This window comes from Burkholderia anthinoferrum, from assembly GCF_002925705.1.
In the GTDB taxonomy this organism is placed as follows: Bacteria; Pseudomonadota; Gammaproteobacteria; order Burkholderiales; family Burkholderiaceae; genus Burkholderia; species Burkholderia semiarida.
In genome coordinates, this window is record NZ_LFZP01000001.1 from 1 (window position 1) to 17,741 (window position 17,741).

Here is a 17,741-nt window from a genome sequence, read left to right on the forward strand (position 1 = left end):
TCGCTCACTCAAAGCTGACAGGAATATGAATCACTTCATAAACCTGACTTACTTTAGTGTGAGACTCTTGATACTTTTGCTATCTGATCCGAGGATCAGCTCGCTTTCATCAAGCGCCCACACTTATCGGCTGTTAATTTTTAAAGAGCGTTTCTGCGAGGAATCTGAGACCCCTCGGCAGCGCTGCGTTTTCAGCAGCAGAGAAGCAAGATTATCAACCGTTTTTTGAGACTCGTCAACAACTTTTTTAACTACTTCGTTGCGACGACTGCGGTTTAATTTCGCGTGCACTGGAATCGATAAAACCGACTGCAACAGCACCGCTTCCCTCTTCTTCCCCCGCGCCGTGTTTCCGTTAGCGCGAAAGAGGCGTGATTCTATGCATCCGCCCCGGTCTCCGCAACCCCTTTTGTGAAATATTTTTGACGTGCTATGGCGGGGGCCGCCGAGCCTTCCCAGGGCTCATATATAAGACGACACGGCAGGGGCGGCCTCGGTCGCCCTTGAACAGCCCCCGCCGTATCGAACGCAACCTTCCGTCGATTACCGCCCGACCATCGCCCTCACCACGCCGTCCCGCCGAATCAGCCCGTGATACAACGCCGCGGCAAAGTGCGCGAGGAACGTCAGGAAGAAGAGATAAGCCAGCACGCGATGCGCAACCCGGAGCCACGCGAACGTCACCGGATCAGCCGACACCAGCGCCGGCAACTGCACGCCGCCGCCCAGCGTCACCGGATACCCGCCTGCCGACAGCATCGCCCAGCCGATCAGCGGCATCGCCACCATCAGCGCATACAGCACGAGATGCGACCCGTGCGCGGCCACCTTCTGCCACCACGGCAGATCGTCGGGCAACGCCGGCGGCTTCGACAGCATCCGCACCACGATCCGCACGCACACCAGCACCAGCACGGCCACACCCAGCGGCTTGTGAATCGCCACCAGAATCTCGTGCCGCCCGGAAACCGACGCCACCATCCCCACCCCGATGAACAACATCGCGAGAATCATCGCGGCCATCACCCAGTGCAGCACCCGCGCCGGCAAGCTAAACGTCGTCGAAGCCTTCATCACCGTCCCTCCCCACTCACTCGCGCCACGCCTGCCACGCCGGCCTCTTCACTCGTGCGCCGCAGATACGAATCCGCATACGCGGCCGAGCGCGCCGCCAGCAACGGATCGCCCGACACCTGGATCCCCTGCGGCAGCACCGTCGGGTCGTAATTCACGTCGCGGCACGGGCCGCTGTCCTGCGCCTCCACGCGGTCGAGCACGAGCGTGCCCGCATCGATCGTCGGGCGCTGCGCGGGCCAGACCTTCGTCGCGTCGTCCACCGGGTCGCCGCGCTCCGCCAGCGTGACCAGCAGCTTCCACTTCTGCGGGCCGGCCGCGATGCGCTGCGTCACGTCCTGTTGCAGCACGTTCGGATCCGCGGCCGTCGCGACGTCGCCGGCGCCGGCCGTCTGCTCCGGCACGACACGCCACCGCACGGCCTGGCGCTTGCCGGCCGCATCGACGAAGTAGAACGCGTTCAACCCGTAATAGCTTTCGGTGACGTAGCTCGCGCTCGGCTTCGCACCCTTCACCCATTGCAGGAACGCGGCCGCCTCCGGATGCGCGCCGAAGAATGCCTTCACCTTCGCCGGGTCGGGCTTGCCCGTCTTCGGATCGGGCCGGGTCGCGAGTGTCTGCTCGTAGAACGCCTGCGGCGTCGCGACCGGAAACACCGGCATCGCGTTCATCCCGGTCCGCCATTGCTGGCCGTCCGGCGCGGTGAGCTTCAGTGCGAGGCTGCGGATCGGCACGCTGCTGTCGGGCGCGTACGGATTCCCGCCCGGCAACGCGAAGCGCCCGACCACCGGCGTGCGCACCGGCTTGAAGAACGGCGCGACCGAATACGCGCTCGCGGCCCCGTTGCCTTCGAAATAGCCGGTCACGCACACGCCCTTCGCGTGATTGCGCCGGTAGCCGGGATGGATGCCGCTGTTGGTCTGCAGCGCGTCGACGAGCCGGTGCGGGGTCAGACGCGCCGGCGCGAGCCACCCGCCGGCATACCCGAACGCCGCCGCCACGCCGGCCACCGCGCCGCCGATCACGGCCCAGCGCCACCACCCGCGCCCGGGCTCGCGCTGCGGCGAAGAAGAAGATTGCTTCATGAATGCACTCCCGATCGTCAGATCATTGTCGAACGCGCGTAGGACGTCGCCCGCGCCGCTTTATTCCACGAAACATTTTTTCGTATGCTGGAGGGAATAATCGATGCCGGCCGGCGTCCTACGCGGCATCCACGACCCTTTCGGCAACCGGCCCCGCCATGCCCTCCACCGCCCTCGACGACGAAGCATTGCGCGAACTCATCCCCAGGCTGCGACGTTTCGCGCTCTGGCTGGCGCGCGACGTCCATGCGGCCGACGATCTCGTCCAGTCGACACTCGAGCGCGCGCTGTCGCGCTGGACGAGCCGTCGCGACGACGCGTCGCTGCGCAGCTGGCTCTTCACGATCCTGTACCGACAATTTCTCGACGGCAAACGCAGCGCGAAGCGCTACGCGTGGCTGCTCGGCCGCATCCACGACGACGACGAAGCGCACTGGCCGTCCGCCGAACGCGAATTCGCGGCGCGCGCGACGCTCGAAGCATTCGGCCGGCTCTCGGACGAACAGCGCAGCCTGCTGCTGCTCGTCGCGGTCGAAGGCTTCACCTATCAGGAAGTGGCCGACCTGCTCGAGGTGCCGATCGGCACCGTGATGTCGCGGCTGTCCCGCGCGCGCCAGGCGCTGCGCCAGCTGAGCGACGGCGAACTTCCTGCTCCTTCCTTGCGGTTGATGAAAAAATGAACACGCCTCCGAACGAACATGACCTTCAGGCCTATGTCGACGGCCAGCTCGATGACGATGCGCGCGCCGCGGTCGAGCGCTATCTCGCGCTGCATCCGGCCCGTGCGGAACAGGTGAAGCAATGGCAGCAGGACGCGCAGCGGCTGCGGGCCGCGCTGGAAAGCGTGCGGATGCCGGCGGACAACCCCGCGCTGGACCCGGCCGCGATTCGCGGCCGGCGGGCTGAGCGCGCGCGCATGCGGTTCGCGATGGCGGCTTCGTTCGTGTTCTGCGTCGGGCTCGGGACGTTCGGCGGATGGCAGGCGCGCGGGTGGAACGCGGCGCCGCCGATCGCGCCGATGAGCGATGCGGTCAAGGCTTATCAGATGATGGTGGTCGATCGAACGGCCAAGGTCGATTACCGGCCGACCGGTGCGGGCGATTTGCAGGGATGGCTCACCAAAGGCGTGGGCGCATCGGCGAAGCTGCCGGATTTGAGCGCGGCGGGGTTCAGGCCGGTCGGTGGGCGCTTGTTCACGACGGACAGCGGCGCTACTGCTGCGATGGTGCTCTATGAGGACGAGGCCGGACGGACGCTGAGCTTCTATCTGCGGCCGGCGGAATCGGGACATCGGCTGTTGCCGAACGGGCAACGCGCGGATGGCGCGCTGCTCGCGCGGTATGGGTCGGTGAACGGGCTCAATTATGCGGTGGTCGGGCCGGCCGGCAGCGTCGGCGAGAAGGCGATCGCGCAGGCGCTTGATCAGCAGACTTGATGCGGTAGGATGCGCGCGCGGGTGGCGGTTGGTGGTGGCCGTCAGCGGCTTTTGTGGGGCGGCCCGGCGGGCTTGAACGAGCTCATGCTCATCGGTCGAGCGCACAGCGTTTCGACTGACTTTCCCGGGCTGTTGTTCACATCGGAACCCCGGCGGCGCCCTCACCTTTGGAATCACAGGGTTTCGAGTCGCTGCGGAACGGGATATCCACATCGAGCACGGGTAAGCGATCTGGCTTCCAAGGCAGGCTACGACTCTGTCCATCCAGGTAGAGTCGCCACGGAGACCTGGCTGCCGGCAAGCATCTTGTTGGCTCGGCGCACAAACACCCGGTGCCAAACCCCGAGGAAAACCGCGATGGAGCCCATGGCATTGGGTATCAACGAAAGAACCTGAGCAAAACACCACCCGATGCCGCTGATCCGGCCGAACGAGCGCAAACCCGACAGCGCCGGATGGATACGAGACTCCCCTTCCAGGGACTTCACAACGTTGGAAATAATGAAGAAGTCCTCGATGAAGTTGTACGGCAAGAGGAACCAGACACTGTTGGGTTCGGCCACACGCGATCCCCGGCTGACCGATTTCAGGGTCGTCCTGAGGTCGCTCGCGTACGCATAGACCAGCGCCAGGAAAACCGCGATGACGACGATGCTTCCGATTGTCCCAAGCACCGCTATTTCGCCGAGAACGCCTCTGTCGTCGGAGGGATAGATGAGGGGATAGCACCGAATTCGCTTACCCTCGCCTGTTGAGCGCACAGGATTTCGCGTGCGTTGGCTGCTCGATATCCACAAGACATTCCATCACTACGGATCGCGCGAGGACGCTCCGCATCGCCTGCGCTATTCCGGAAAATCCCCGTCAGACAAGACGTTCGGGCTGATTCGCATGGTCGAATGCATGGTGCTCACCTGTCCGGAGCACAGCGATGCGACTGGTTGGGCGTGCGGGTTGTCCACATACGGGCTGTCGACAAGCGCACGAAACCGGATGTCCGTTTCGCATGCACCTCGTTCTCAGGGATTGCTTCTCTCCGTCCAGTTGGGCCCAGCTTGTGATCCGCGCACGCCCTCACCTTTTGCCTGCACAGCGTTTCGCATCGTTTTGTGTCGCGGTTATCCACATATGAAGGCCGACTACCTTCATCGCCTCCGAAGTCACTTGATCAGATAAACCCTGAGAATCTCGCCGGTTTCCGGAGAGACGACATACTTCATCGACGTCCCGACCGGACTCGCGTTGCCGAGCCCGCGCACGCCTGGGGGCATCTTCGCTGCGAACGTCACACCGATGACGGCGTCCTCGGGCTTCGGATCGACCCTGGCTGCACTTTCGTCCTCGATGTAGATCTCGAAGTTACGCAGGTCCTGCCCGGTCTTCGCAAATTCCTCGTAGGCCGCCTTCAGGCCGAGCAGCGTCGCGGTATTGAGCCGGACCGAGCATCGATCGACCGCGCCGAAATTCAATTGGGTCATCGCCTCTCCCCGAAGACGCCGCGCTTCTATCCTGCTTCCTGCCCGGCCATCAATTCCCTCAGGCATTCAACGCACGTTGCCGTCAACCATCCGATCGCCGTCTCCATCGGCTCGTCATTGTCGAACCGATAGACGCCTCCGCCTGCGTGCGTCCCGCCCAATTCAAGCAGCTTCGTCGCTTCCGATTCGAGCATGTAGCCCGGAAACTCGATCTCATCGCGCACCAGCGTCAACGGCACGACCCCGCGGCCGCCCTTCCAGTTGCCACGATCGTTGACGAGTTCGGACACAGCACGAGTCACGAGCTCGCCTCCGACACGTCCGTGATATGAACAATTCACCAGCGGCATCATTTCACCTTTGATTTCCAATCCCATGGCTGCGCGTCGCTCAACACCCGGACGATGCGCTCGCCATCGGACAGATCAATCGCACCGCGCGACACCATCGGAACCTCGTATGTCATCACGTGACCGCTCACCAAGGATGACGGCAATTCTACAGAGCGGCTGGTCCAAGCATCGGTCAATGCTCTCCACAGTTTTCGACTTCGTTCATCCAATCGCTACACGAAGCGCACGGCGTGAGCGGATCACAGTCGACGGACTGTGCTTATCCAAAGGTGTTAACAGAGTTCGTATATATACGTAGTGATAGTTAACAAACCCTGTGCCCCACAGTGGATAACGTCGGTAACGCACTGAATTTTCAACGCGAACCGAAATGCATAACTCTGGGCGCGCGACGTGAACAGCGTCCGGCAGCACAGAACAACTTTTCGTCGATTCACAGCCGCGCCGACATATCCTCAATCGTTCCACTGTGAATCCAGAGGCTTGCCGGACGGTTATCCAGAGGGCAATGTGGATAACACGGCAGCACATCGACGCGTTTTACTGTGCTGCGCAGATGTGAAGCCGAGCGCAGATGTGAAGCCGACGTTCCACGCATCGCTGCACGACATCGATCGTCAGCACGCGGCCCGGCGCGTTTCAAGAAATTTTCACGAAGGGGCTTGTGCTCCCCCAAAACCCTCTCTATAATTCGCGGCTTCTTAGGCTCGTAGCTCAGTTGGTTAGAGCACCACCTTGACATGGTGGGGGTCGTTGGTTCGAATCCAATCGAGCCTACCAACGAACAAAATGAAGGGGTCCGGCAGCACAACTTGCCTACAGGCAACGCGGCTCGCCAAACATACAAACGCCACGCGGCAACCTCGCGTGGCGTTTTTCTTTGCGCCGACGGGTAGCATCCGGCCGCGCGCCAGCCTTCACGTTTCTCTCCGTATCCCGCGCTACACGTATTGACTGTCGAAACGGTTCGACACAATTGCGGCCGTATGCACAGGGCGCGGCACAGCACCAGCCGACGTGCGTTTCGTCCGCGCGCCCGCATCCACGCTACTCCGGCTTCTCTTACTCCATCGCCGTATGCCGCATAGACTCGGCCGACCGTCGACGCGTCCCGATACCCGAAAAGACCCGTCGCGGCATTCCCGGGAACGCGCACACATCTTGCCGACGCCGTGAGCGGACCCGATACCAATAACGCGCACGCTGCGCCACCGAGGGCCAACACACACATGTCCGAGACCACGACACCCGTCAGCACTGACGAAATCGCCGCTTACGTTGGGAAAAAAGCCCGCTGGTATGAAACGAAATGGGCAATCGCCGCGACACGCAGGAGCAAGCATTCCTGGAACTGGGCAGCCTTTCTGGTGGGGCCGTTCTGGATGGCGTACCGCGGCATGTACTGGCATGCGCTGGCGCTATTCGGCATCGTATTCGGGCTCTCGCTGATCGAAATGCTGTTCTTCCCGAATTTCTTCGACTCGAGTCAGAGCAACGCAATCGGGATCGGGATTTCGGTGATGCTTGGCTTGCATGGCAACAGTTTCTACCAGGCGCATGTCCGCCGGGCGATCACGAGGCTGCGTCCCCATTCCGCACCCGGCGACTCCTTTCTTGCACTCCTGAGCGTGCAAGGCGGCACGAACTGGCTCGCGGTAATCGGCTTTGCCGTCGCGTTCGTATTTTTCTGTTACGCGACGTCGCTCATTCACGCCTTGGTGGCCGCATTCCGTTGACGTCATCGGCTCGCGCCGGATCGAACGAGAAAGCGGGCGGGGTGGCCGCCTTGAACCCGCACGCCACCGCGCGCATCTCAATGCAGATGCTTCAATTTATCAGGATTCCGCACGACATAGATCGCGACGATCTTGCCGTCGTCGATCTCGAGCGCGGTCGTCTGCAGCTCGCCGTCGGCTTCCAGCGTGACGAACCCCGGCAGCCCGTTGATGAACCCGGCCCGCACGAGCTTCGACGCATGCGTCTCGAACAACTCGGCCAGGTGCGCGTGCACCCGCATCACGAGCTCGAAGCCGAACACCGGCTTGCCGGCGGCCGCGCGCTTGCCGCCGCCGTCGGAATGCAGGCTCACGTCCTCCGCAAGCATCGCGCCGAGCGCGCGCATGTCGCCGCTGCGCGACGCCGCGAAGAACGCTTCGGCCAGTTCGATCCCGCGCTGCTTCTCGACATGAAAACGCGGCCGCGCGTCGCGCACGTGCGTGCGTGCCCGCGCGGCGAGCTGCCGGCATGCGGCCGGGTCGCGCCGGATCGTCGTGGCCACTTCGTCGAATTCGACGCCGAACACGTCGTGCAGCAGGAACGCCGCGCGTTCGAGCGGCGACAGCCGTTCGAGTGCAAGCAGCAGCGGCAGCGTGACGTCGTCCTGTTCGTCTTCCTCGACGACCGGCTCCGGCAGCCACGGGCCGATATAGGTCTCGCGCTGATACCGCGCGGACTTCAACTGGTCGAGGCACATGCGCATCACCATGCGGCGCAGGAACGCCTCCGGCACGCGCACCTCGGTGCGGTCGACGTCCATCCAGCGGATGAACGCATCCTGCACCATGTCCTCGGCATCCGCGACGGAACCGAGCATCCGGTACGCGACGCGGATCAGCGTGCGACGCAGCGGATCGAAGCTCGCCGCCGCGTCGGCCCGTTCGTCGGCGCCGCCGCTGGCCGGGTCGAGGTTCGGCATCAGGCCACCATCTTCGCGGCGGCGGCCTTCGCGTCGGCCGGGTCGACCCACAGCCCGAAGCCGACGGCGAGCCGGTTCCAGCCGTTGATCACGTTGATCATCACCGTCAGTTTCACCTGTTCCTCCTCGCTGAAATGGTCGTTCAGCGCCGCATGGGCCGCTTCGTGCGCGGCGTGGCCCTCCGACAGCCGCGTGAGCGCGTCGGTCCAGCCGAGCGCCGCGCGTTCGCGGTCGGTGTAGCAGGGCGCTTCGCGCCACGCGGACAGCAGGTAGATGCGCTGCTCGGTCTCGCCTTGTTCGCGCGCCTCGACGGTGTGCATGTTAAGGCAGTTCGCGCATGCATTGATCTGCGACGCGCGGATCTTGACCAGCTCGATCAGCGTCGGCTCGAGGCTCCCGGCAGCGGCGACCGACACGGTCATCCATTGCTTCATCAACGCGGGGGCGGCGGCAAACGGATTGAGTTTCGCAGTCATGGTTCCTTCTCCTTTCGTGTGGGTTCCGCCGATATGACGAGCGAGCCACTCGCGTGTGTGACATCGGCGTAAAAAATTTTTTGCGGCCGGAGAAGAAAGCGGCGGCCAGCGAAGGGCAGAGGCGTTGAGCGGGGCACGGAGAACAACGCGATATCGACTGACGAATCGTCCGCGGGACGCCGCGCCTCCGACCCACGCGCGCCATCGACCTTTCACGCACGCCGTGCGGCTGTCACCGGGCGTCAGCAGCATGCAGCGGCGGGCACGCGTATTGCCCCCGTCGCCGAACCCACCACGACGGGGCATCGACGGTCCGCTGCACGGGCGATGCCGACATCACGCATGCTTTCATTTTTCTTTCGCCTTTGTTTCATCCGAAATCCGATTCGCGACGTTCACATTTCTGGACCATACTGTTCTGCACGGGCAGACGAAGTGACGCCGCATCCGCGGCCCGGCGCGCGCGCCGGCTGCCCGACGACGCAGCAGCAAATCGCACGTCAGCCGCGCGCATCCGCGCAAGGCTTTCCCTTTTCCGGCAACGCAACGCAGCGAATCGCGACGTGAACGGTAAACCGATGAGCCTTCTTGCATCCCAGCTTCAGCGCCGTTACCAGGACGTGCGCGCCCATAGCGTCGCGTTGACCGCGACGCTATCCGCCGAAGACCAGGCCGTGCAGTCGATGCCCGACGCGAGTCCGACGAAATGGCATCTCGCGCATACGACCTGGTTCTTCGAAACCGTCGTACTGATGCGCCGCGTGCCCGGCTACGCGCCATTCGACGACGCCTTCCAGTTCCTCTTCAATTCCTATTACGAAGCGCTCGGCCCGCGCCATCCGCGGCCGCAGCGCGGGCTGCTCACGCGTCCGTCGCTCGACGAGGTGCACGCTTACCGGCAGTACGTCGACGACGCGATGCTGCGCGCGCTGGCCAGCGCCGATGCGGCGCTACTCGACGCCATCGAACCCGAGCTCGTGCTCGGCCTGCATCACGAGCAGCAGCACCAGGAGTTGATCGTCACCGACATGCTGCACGCGTTCTCGTGCAATCCATTGAAGCCGGCGTTCCGGCCGCGCAACGCGACGGACGGCGACGCGATGGCCGCGGGCGACGCCGGCGTGCTGCGCTGGCTGCCCCAGCCAGGCGGGCTCGTCGAGATCGGCCACGACGGCGACACGTTCTCGTTCGACAACGAACGGCCGCGTCACACGGCACTCGTACGGCCGTACGAGATCGCGAACCGCCTCGTGACGAACGCGGAATTCGCGGCGTTCATCGCCGACGGCGGTTATACGCGCCCCGAGTTCTGGCTGTCCGACGGCTGGGCGACGGTGCAGCGGGAAGGGTGGCAGGGGCCCGCGTACTGGATGCCGGACGACGACGATGCGGCCGCCACGCGCGTGCGGCGCACGTTCGGCCTGCACGGCGTCGAGCCGCTCGCGCCCGACGCGCCGGTATGCCACGTGAGCTTCTACGAAGCGGCCGCGTACGCGGAATGGGCCGGCGCACGGCTGCCGACCGAATTCGAATGGGAAACCGCGTTCGCGGCCGACGGCATCCGGCAGATGCTCGGGCACGTCTGGCAGTGGACGCGTTCGTCGTACGAGCCGTATCCGGGCTTTCGGCCGCTCGCCGGGGTAGCTGCCGAATACAACGGCAAGTTCATGGTCGGCCAGCAGGTCCTGCGCGGCAGCAGCATCGCGACGCCGCCGGGGCATGAACGGCCGACGTACCGCAATTTCTTTCCGCCGGCGGCACGCTGGCAATTCACGGGGGTGCGACTTGCGCGAGACGTCTGATCTGACGGCCACGAGCGGTGGCCTGCAACCCGCCCGCGATTCGCGGCCGAGCGCGTTCGAGCGCGACCTGATCGACGGACTGTCGCGCACGCCGCGCAGCATTCCGCCGAAATACTTCTACGATGCGGCCGGCTCCGCGCTGTTCGACCGCATCTGCGAGTTGCCCGAGTACTACCCGACGCGCACGGAGCTCGGCATCCTGCGCGATCGCGCGGCCGAGATCGTGCGGCGCGTCGGCCCGCATGCGGACATCGTCGAATTCGGCGCGGGTTCGCTCGAGAAGATCCGCGTGCTGCTCGACGCGTTCGCGGGCAACTACGCGAACGCGCCGGCGCGCTACGTGCCGGTCGACATCTCGGCCGACTACCTGCACGGCGCGGCCGCGCGGCTGCGGGCGGCGTATCCGTGGCTCGACGTCGCGCCGCTCGCGGCCGACTACACGAAGGCCGAGCAACTGGCCGCGCTGACGGACACGCCGCGGCGGCGCATCGGCTTCTTTCCCGGTTCGACGATCGGCAACTTCTCGCCGGAAGAGGCCGACACGTTCCTGCGCGACGCCGCGCGGCTGCTGCGGGGCGGCGGCCTGCTGGTCGGCGTCGATCTCGTGAAGGACGAGCGCACGCTGCACCGCGCGTACAACGACGCGCAGGGCGTGACCGCGCAGTTCAACCTGAACCTGCTCGCGCGTGCGAATGCCGAGCTCGGCGCGGATTTCGACGTCGATGCGTTCTCGCATTGTGCGTTCTACGACCGCGAGCGGCAGCGCATCGAGATGCATCTCGTCAGCGACGTCGCGCAGACCGTGCACGTGCGCGGCCACGCGTTCCGCTTCGAGGCCGGCGAGCGCATCCACACGGAAAACTCGCACAAGTTCACGATCGACGGCTTTCGTGCGATCGCGCGCCGCGCCGGGTTCGAACCCGATACCGTGTGGACCGACGCGGACAATCTGTTCAGCGTGCACTGGCTGCGCAGCGTCGACGATATCCGCGCGTAACGCGCGCCGCCACGAACCGCTCGCGCCGCAGGGCGAGGGCGGTTCGCCCGCCATGCACACCGGCGGGTTCGATCCCGTTGCCCGGTTTCGTGCCGAAAATCCCCTTTTTACCAGCCCGATGCATCGCTGCAACGGTGTGTGGAATACCGTCTCTTCCTTGTTCCACAAGGCTTTGCGGGCACCCGTAAACGTCCGTTACCTGTCTCGCATACCCGTTTCACCTGTGTCGGCGCACGGTGCCTAGACTCCGAACCGTAGTCACATGACGCACGACACGTGCAGGGAGTCGCGAAATGAGCAAGAAACTTATTCTCGGTGCAGTTCTCGGTGTAGCGGCGCTGGCAGCTTCGGGCGTCGCCTCGGCCCACGTCGACCTGTCGGTCGGCATCGGTGTGCCCGCCTATGCGGCGCCGGCGCCCGTCTACGTGGCGCCGCCTCCGCCGGTGATGTACGCGCCGGTCGGCTATCGCGACGACTGGCGTGCGCGTCAATGGCGTGAACGCGAGTGGCGCCGCCGTGAATGGCGCGAACACGAATGGCGCGAGCGCGCCTGGCGTGACGGTGGCGGCTGGCGCGGCCGTTGGGACTGAGCGCGGCGACCCGCTCGCGCGAACACTGATCACGACAACACGAGGAGAGTGATCGCATGAATTCCATCCGGCACATCGGACGGTATGCAACCGCCGCGGTCGTTGCGCTCGCAACGATCGGCAGCGCGCACGCGGCGGGCTGCATGAAGGGCGCGGTGGTCGGCGGTGTGGCTGGCCACTACGCGGGGCACCACGCGGTGGTCGGCGCGGTCGGCGGCTGTATCGTCGGTCATCACATGGCGAAGAAGCAGGCGCAAGAGCAGGCCGCGCAGCACAAGGCCGCCGCGCAGGGCATGCAGCCGGCGCAGTAAGCGACCTCGCCGCCGGCGCGATGCCGTGGCGTCGCGCCGGTGCTTCGTTCCCGCGTTCATGCACGCCCCGGATTGATCCGACGAATGCGTGCCGCACGCATCGTTACGATCATTTACAACGTCATGCGGCGCGCATCGTGCGCGGCGCGATCGATAAAGGCCCGGCCACGCCGACAAAAAAGGGCGACTCGTCGCCGCCCTTTGTCTCACCGCCTCGCGCCTGCCAGCGGCGCCGCAGGTTCGAACAGCGCGTCGACGTGCCTGACGCGCACGAAGTGCGCCGCGCCGTCGCCATCGGCCAGCGCACGGAAATGCGCTTCGCCGCACGCGAGCTTCGCGCGCTCGTGCTCGCTCGGCACGTGGCCGTCCGTATTCGGCGTATCGACGACGAAGTACAGCCGCTCGCCGCCATCCTGCTCCGCAAGTACGGCCCAGTCCGGGTGATAGCTGCCGAGCGGCGTCTGCACGCGGAACCACGCCGGCAGCTTCGCGTACAGCTTTACGCCGTCGTGCGCTTCGAGCGCATCGGCGAACGCGCGTTCGGCGTCCGTCTCGCACACGACCGCTTCGTGGATCGACTTGCGCGCGTCGAGCCGCAGGTTGCGCAGGTAGCCGGTCAGCGCCTCGCTCTCGAACGATTCGAGCGCATGCACGTGGCGCTCGCCGAGCTTGCGGTACGCGATGCCCGCGACGAGCGCGAGCCGCTTGCAGCGGTTGATCGCGTCGGCCGCCACCGCGATGAACTGCTGCGGATTCACGCGGAAATCGTCGAGCCGGCCGCTGTCGGCGAGGATCGTCGCGAGCGAACGGCGCGTGAGCTGCGTACGGTCCTGCAACTCGGTGAGCAGGTCAGGCAGCGGCAATTCGCCTTCGTCGAGCAGCACCGTGCCGGCGCCGGCCACCTCGATCGCCTCGATGCCGGCCTTGCCGATGTCGATCTCGGCCTTGCGCCACTGCAGCCGCGCCCGCGCGATGTCCGGCGCGTCGCGCAACGCAGCCGTGCAGTCGCGCACCAGCTTCGCGTTGTCGAACTCGACGCGGTACACGGTGCGATGGCGGATGCGGTCCCACAGCGCGCGGAAATCCTCGCCGAACACGACGGCCTTGCCTGACGCGTCGCGCCGCAACGCGATCGCGCGGCGCTCGTCGGCGTTGCGCACCGCGAAGCGGCCCGACAGCTTGCGCAGCGTCGCGACGATCGGCGCGCGCAGCCGCTCGAACGCGTCCGGCAGCACGAGCGCGCTCTGGCGCAGCGCATCCTTCAGCCGATCGAGCACCTTGCCCTGCGCGTCGATGTAGCCCTGCTCGTGCAGATGGTTCCACAGCACGCGCGACAGCTCGATGCCGAGCGCATGCGCGGGGCCGTCGTCTTCCTGCACCGGCAGCGCCGCGAACTGGTGTTCCTCGACGATCCCGAAGCGAATGCCCGTATCGGCCTCGATTTCCTTCTGCAGGTTCTCGGCGAACGACTCGTAGCGCTCGGTCGCGATCACGGTGAGCGTGTTCACGCCCGGATCGCGCACGCGCTCGCCGTCCTGGTCGACGGCGAGGCGCAGCCCGCGGCCGAGCGTCTGGCGGCGCTCGCGTTCGGTCTGGATGTCGCGCAGCGTGCAGATCTGGAACACGTTCGGGTTGTCCCAGCCTTCCTTCAGCGCCGAGTGCGAGAAGATGAACTTCAGCGGCGTGTCGAACGACAGCAGCGCCTCCTTCTCGCGCATGATCAGGCCGTACGCGCGCTCCGCGTTCTCGCGGGCCGCCGCGCTGCTTTCGCTCGTGTCGGTCCAGCCGCCCTTGCGGTCGATCGAGAAGTAGCCGTTGTGCGCGCGCTCGACCTCGAGCGCGACGTCGACGCCGTCGAACAGCGCACGGTAGGCCGGCACGCGCGCCGCGCGCGCATATTCCTCTTCGAAGATCAGCGCGTAGTCGCCCTTCACGGGCATCCCGTTCTCGTCGTAGCGGCGATAGCGCTCGACCGAATCGACGAAGAACAGCGACAGCACCTTCACGCCGCGTTCGGCCAGGCGCAGCTCCTTGTCGAGATGCTCGCGGATCGTGCGGCGGATCATCTCGCGCTGCACGGCGAGCGTGTCGATGTCGCCGAACGCCTCGCCGAGCGACAGGAACGCCTCGCCTTCCGAATGGCGCAGCTCGACGTACTCGGCGCCTTTCACCGCGTGCACTTCGCCGATCCTCAAGCCCGCGTACAGCGCGCGCTTGGTCAGGCGTTCGAGATCGTCGCCGTCGGTGGCCGACACGATCTGGCGCTTCACGCCGGCCGCCGTCGCGACGTCGAGCTCGACGCGCGCGCTGATCGCGCCGCGCCGGTTCGACACGCCGACGAGCCGCACATACGGCTTGTTGTGCGCGTCCTCGACGATCGCCGACGCGATCTCGATCTGCTTGACGAGCTTGCGCTCGTACGCGTCGACGGCATCGAGCCGGTACACCATGTGATGCCGGTCGACGTGCGTGGCCGAATAGCGCAGCGTGCAGAGCGGCGCCATCGCGGCGAGCGCCTCGCGGCCGCGCCCCTCGAGCCCGCCGTCGACGCTCTGCGGCTCGTCGACGATCACGATCGGCCGCGTCGCGCGGATCAGGTCGATCGGCTTCTCGCCGCCGGTCTTCTCGCTGTCCTTGTAGAGATTGTTGATTTCCTTCTTGTTGATCGCGGCGACCGTCATCACCATGATCTGGATCGCCGCGCTCGCCGCGAAGTGGCGCACCTGGCCGAGCTTCGCGGAGTCGTACAGGAAGTAGTCGTACGGCACGCCCGCGTACAGCGCGCGGAAGTGATCCTCGGTGATCGACAGCGTCTTGTGCACGCCTTCCTTGATCGCGATCGACGGCACGACGATCACGAACTTCGTGAAGCCGTAGCGGCGGTTCAGCTCGAAGATCGTGCGCAGGTACACGTAGGTCTTGCCGGTACCCGTCTCCATCTCGACGGTGAAGTCGCGCGAGCCGGGCAGGCCGGACGGCGGCAGCCCGCCGCGCAACTGCACGTCGGCGAGATTGCGCGCGAGCGCGTCGTCGGTCAGCGACAGCCGGTTGCCGACGCCTTGCTCCGACACTGCGAAGCCGAGCGAGCCCTGTGCGGCCGCCGTCGTGCCGGGCGCGGCGTTCGCGAGCACGCTGAAATCGCCGCGATACGACTCCTGGCCGCGAAACAGGTCGCAGACGGCGTCGATCGCCTCGCGCTGGTAGTCGAGATCCGCTTCGAAATGCAGCCGCATCACAGGCTCCGCACGCGCTTCACGCCGTGCTGTTCGAGCAGCGCGGCGAGATTGAGCTTCGCGACGTCGTCGACGAAACCGTTGTCGCGGAACAGGCACGTGACGTCGCGCGACGCGCCGCTCGCATCGAGCAGGTCGACGATGCCGTCGGCGAGCGGGCCCGCATCGTCGCGCGACAGGCGCGCATCGAAGCACGCGACGATCTCGCGGCCGATCAGGTGCACCGTCTTGCCGGCCACCTGGTGGTGCTCGACCGGCGTGCACAGGTCGAGCCCAAGCTTGAGCGTCAGCTCGGCGAGCAGGTCGTCCTCGGTGCGGCCGGTCTTCACGTGTTCGACGGATGCGAACAACGCATGGTCGAAGTCGTCGCGGCGCGGGTCCCACTCGATCACGTTGGTCGTGTCGAGCCGGTACACGCGAAAGCCGAGGTCGCCATAGCTTTCCGGATAGTCGCGCGCGACCTGCTGCGCGGCGCGGCGCAGGCGCTCCTTCGTCACTTCGGCGAGCGTCAGCGGCTTCTTCAGCTTCGCGCAGAAATCGGCGGCCGCGGTTTGCGTCTTGTCGCGGCGGTCGAGCGCCTCGGGCAGCTGCACGAGGACGTAGCGGCGCGCGCCGCCGTCGGTCGCGTTCACCTGCATCACCGCGTGGCCCGTCGAACCGGAGCCGGCGAAGCAGTCGAGCACGATGTCGTCGCCGCGCGTGCACCAGCCGATCACGGCGGCCGCGAAGTCGACCGGCTTCGGCAGGTCGAACGGGATGCCGAGCGCCTTCAGCAGCGCGTCGTCGGAGCCGGCGAACGGCAGCACCGACGGCACGTTCTCGTACATGTTCTCGTCGAGGTAGTAGATCCGCTGCGGCTGCGTGGTTTCATCCGGGCCGAATTCGATCTGGCCGCGCTCGATCAGCGCCTGCATCGTCGCGGGCGGGTTGCGCCAGCCGCGCGCCGGCATCGCGCACGGCTTGCCGGTGACCGGGTGGATCAGCGGCGTGAAGTATTCTTCCGGCGCCTTCTTCTTGTTCGGCCACGCCATCGACACGAGACGGTACACGCGGCCTTCCGCCGACAGCCGGTCGTACATCGCCTCGCCGCCGGACAGGTTGGTCTGCGCCTTCATCCACGCGCGGTACGCCTTCTGCGCGTCCTTCGGGTTGCCGCTGCGGTACACGGCGTCGTGCGCGGCGTCGAGCATGCGCTGCGCGTTGCGCTTCGGGCGCTTGAGCGGCGCGCGTTCGAGCAGCGTCTCGGCGTTGCGCGCGAACAGCACCAGCGATTCGTGCTGGTACGCGATGCCGCGCGCGTCGCCCTTCGGGTTGCGCTTGTCCCACACGGCCACGCCGAGCTCGTTTTCCTCGCCGAAGATCTCGCGCAGCATCAGCACCAGCGCATGCAGTTCGTGCTCGTCGATGTGCACGGCGATCAGCCCTTCGTCGGACAGCAGCGCGTGCGCGAGCTTCAGGCGCGGATACATCATGTTCAGCCAGTCGGTGTGGAACCGGCCGTTCGCCTCGGTGTTGGTGCTGCGCTTCACGCCGGCTTCGGTCTGGCCGGTCATCGCCAGGTAGTGGCGGATGCTGTCGCTGAAGTCGTCCGGATAGACGAAATCGTTGCCGGTGTTGTACGGCGGGTCGATGTAGACGAGCTTCACCTTGCCCGCGTAGCTCTTGTGCAGCAGCTTCATCACGTCGAGGTTGTCGCCCTCGATCACGAGGTGGCGCGTGTCGTCCCACGCGACGCTGTCGTCGGGGCACGGCCGCAGCGTGCCCGTCGACGGCGTGAGCGCGGCCTGGCGCGCGGCGCGCTTGCCGTGCCAGTGAAAGCCGTAGCGCTCGTCGGCGTCGCCGACCGTGCGTTCGCCGACCAGCGCCTTCAGCACGTCGACGTCGACCGACGCGCCGTGCGGGCCTTCGGTCACGAGTTCGGGGAACAGCGCCTTCAGGCGCGCGACGTTGTCGGCGGTGAAATCCGTCGACATCGCCTGCGGGCTGGCCGCATCGAGTTTGTGCATCGTCTTTTCCATCGGAGCCCGGCCGTGCGCGCCAGGACGTCGGGCGCGCTCACGGCACCGGCGGCAAGGGCCGCCCGGGGCAAACCCGAAACGCTAGCGAGTCGGTCGGCCGAGGTCAAGCGCCGATGTGAGCCGAACGTGCGGGCATCGGCCGCGATTGCCCGCCGGACGGGGCGCAAGCGGGGTCGGGCCGGTTGCGGCACGGG

General features: G+C 65.9%; 16 protein-coding genes and 1 tRNA gene. 8 read left to right on the forward strand and 9 right to left on the reverse strand.

The window, feature by feature from the left end; genetic code table 11:
• Nucleotides 1-543 precede the first annotated feature (543 nt).
• Nucleotides 544-1,074: a cytochrome b gene (locus C5F75_RS00005; protein WP_172843425.1), complete on the reverse strand. Its 531-nt coding sequence runs from the start codon at nt 1,072-1,074 to the stop codon at nt 544-546.
• On the reverse strand, nt 1,074-2,159 hold the full coding sequence (locus C5F75_RS00010) for a catalase family peroxidase (RefSeq protein ID WP_104011760.1): 1,086 nt from the start codon (nt 2,157-2,159) through the stop codon (nt 1,074-1,076). The genes C5F75_RS00005 and C5F75_RS00010 overlap by 1 nt, the downstream gene beginning before the upstream one ends.
• Nucleotides 2,160-2,317: 158 nt before the next feature.
• On the opposite strand from C5F75_RS00010, the gene C5F75_RS00015 reads away from it, so the two are divergent.
• Entirely contained in the window at nt 2,318-2,839 is a 522-nt protein-coding gene (locus C5F75_RS00015) for a sigma-70 family RNA polymerase sigma factor (protein ID WP_059580351.1), read from the forward strand.
• Nucleotides 2,836-3,594: an anti-sigma factor family protein gene (locus C5F75_RS00020; RefSeq protein ID WP_060008892.1), complete on the forward strand. Its 759-nt coding sequence runs from the start codon at nt 2,836-2,838 to the stop codon at nt 3,592-3,594. The genes C5F75_RS00015 and C5F75_RS00020 overlap by 4 nt, the downstream gene beginning before the upstream one ends.
• A 248-nt stretch (nt 3,595-3,842) precedes the next feature.
• Here the strand turns inward: C5F75_RS00020 and C5F75_RS00025 are convergent, their stop codons facing one another.
• The 3 genes from C5F75_RS00025 to C5F75_RS00035 all read right to left on the reverse strand — a co-directional run bounded on the left by C5F75_RS00025 (nt 3,843) and on the right by C5F75_RS00035 (nt 5,449).
• Nucleotides 3,843-4,268, reverse strand: a complete 426-nt coding sequence (locus C5F75_RS00025) for a hypothetical protein (RefSeq protein ID WP_226094360.1) — start codon at nt 4,266-4,268, stop codon at nt 3,843-3,845.
• Nucleotides 4,269-4,754: 486 nt separating this feature from the next.
• Complete coding sequence (locus tag C5F75_RS00030; protein ID WP_060008887.1) at nt 4,755-5,072, reverse strand: hypothetical protein; 318 nt, start codon at nt 5,070-5,072, stop codon at nt 4,755-4,757.
• Nucleotides 5,073-5,098: 26 nt separating this feature from the next.
• Complete coding sequence (locus C5F75_RS00035; RefSeq protein WP_226094359.1) at nt 5,099-5,449, reverse strand: hypothetical protein; 351 nt, start codon at nt 5,447-5,449, stop codon at nt 5,099-5,101.
• 679 nt (nt 5,450-6,128) lie between these two features.
• On the opposite strand from C5F75_RS00035, the gene C5F75_RS00040 reads away from it, so the two are divergent.
• Nucleotides 6,129-6,205: transfer RNA gene (locus C5F75_RS00040), tRNA-Val, on the forward strand.
• Nucleotides 6,206-6,654: 449 nt separating this feature from the next.
• Nucleotides 6,655-7,161, forward strand: a complete 507-nt coding sequence (locus tag C5F75_RS00045) for a DUF2628 domain-containing protein (RefSeq protein ID WP_059580361.1) — start codon at nt 6,655-6,657, stop codon at nt 7,159-7,161.
• A 77-nt stretch (nt 7,162-7,238) separates the two neighbouring features.
• On the opposite strand, the gene C5F75_RS00050 is transcribed toward C5F75_RS00045, so the two are convergent.
• Both C5F75_RS00050 and C5F75_RS00055 read right to left on the reverse strand, forming a co-directional pair.
• Nucleotides 7,239-8,120: a sigma-70 family RNA polymerase sigma factor gene (locus C5F75_RS00050; protein WP_060008908.1), complete on the reverse strand. Its 882-nt coding sequence runs from the start codon at nt 8,118-8,120 to the stop codon at nt 7,239-7,241.
• Entirely contained in the window at nt 8,120-8,596 is a 477-nt protein-coding gene (locus C5F75_RS00055; protein ID WP_059580368.1) for a carboxymuconolactone decarboxylase family protein, read from the reverse strand. The genes C5F75_RS00050 and C5F75_RS00055 overlap by 1 nt, the downstream gene beginning before the upstream one ends.
• Before the next feature lie 578 nt (nt 8,597-9,174).
• On the opposite strand from C5F75_RS00055, the gene egtB reads away from it, so the two are divergent.
• The 4 genes from egtB (at nt 9,175) to C5F75_RS00080 (ending at nt 12,296) form a co-directional block, all read left to right on the forward strand.
• On the forward strand, nt 9,175-10,398 hold the full coding sequence (egtB, locus tag C5F75_RS00065; RefSeq protein WP_060008884.1) for an ergothioneine biosynthesis protein EgtB: 1,224 nt from the start codon (nt 9,175-9,177) through the stop codon (nt 10,396-10,398).
• Nucleotides 10,382-11,395 carry an L-histidine N(alpha)-methyltransferase gene (egtD, locus tag C5F75_RS00070; protein WP_059637965.1) on the forward strand — a complete coding sequence of 338 codons (1,014 nt, stop codon included), beginning with the start codon at nt 10,382-10,384 and terminating at the stop codon, nt 11,393-11,395. Before egtB ends, egtD begins: the two co-directional genes overlap by 17 nt.
• Before the next feature lie 293 nt (nt 11,396-11,688).
• Complete coding sequence (locus C5F75_RS00075) at nt 11,689-11,985, forward strand: hypothetical protein (RefSeq protein WP_060008881.1); 297 nt, start codon at nt 11,689-11,691, stop codon at nt 11,983-11,985.
• A 56-nt stretch (nt 11,986-12,041) separates the two neighbouring features.
• The gene (locus C5F75_RS00080) at nt 12,042-12,296 is read left to right on the forward strand and encodes a hypothetical protein (protein ID WP_059580380.1); all 255 of its coding nucleotides are present in this window, start codon (nt 12,042-12,044) and stop codon (nt 12,294-12,296) included.
• A 206-nt stretch (nt 12,297-12,502) separates the two neighbouring features.
• Here C5F75_RS00080 and C5F75_RS00085 read toward each other — a convergent pair whose 3' ends face one another.
• On the reverse strand, nt 12,503-15,529 hold the full coding sequence (locus C5F75_RS00085; RefSeq protein ID WP_104011761.1) for a type III restriction-modification system endonuclease: 3,027 nt from the start codon (nt 15,527-15,529) through the stop codon (nt 12,503-12,505).
• Nucleotides 15,529-17,547 carry a site-specific DNA-methyltransferase gene (locus C5F75_RS00090; RefSeq protein WP_060008874.1) on the reverse strand — a complete coding sequence of 673 codons (2,019 nt, stop codon included), beginning with the start codon at nt 17,545-17,547 and terminating at the stop codon, nt 15,529-15,531. Before C5F75_RS00090 ends, C5F75_RS00085 begins: the two co-directional genes overlap by 1 nt.
• Between the last annotated feature and the right edge of the window lie 194 nt (nt 17,548-17,741).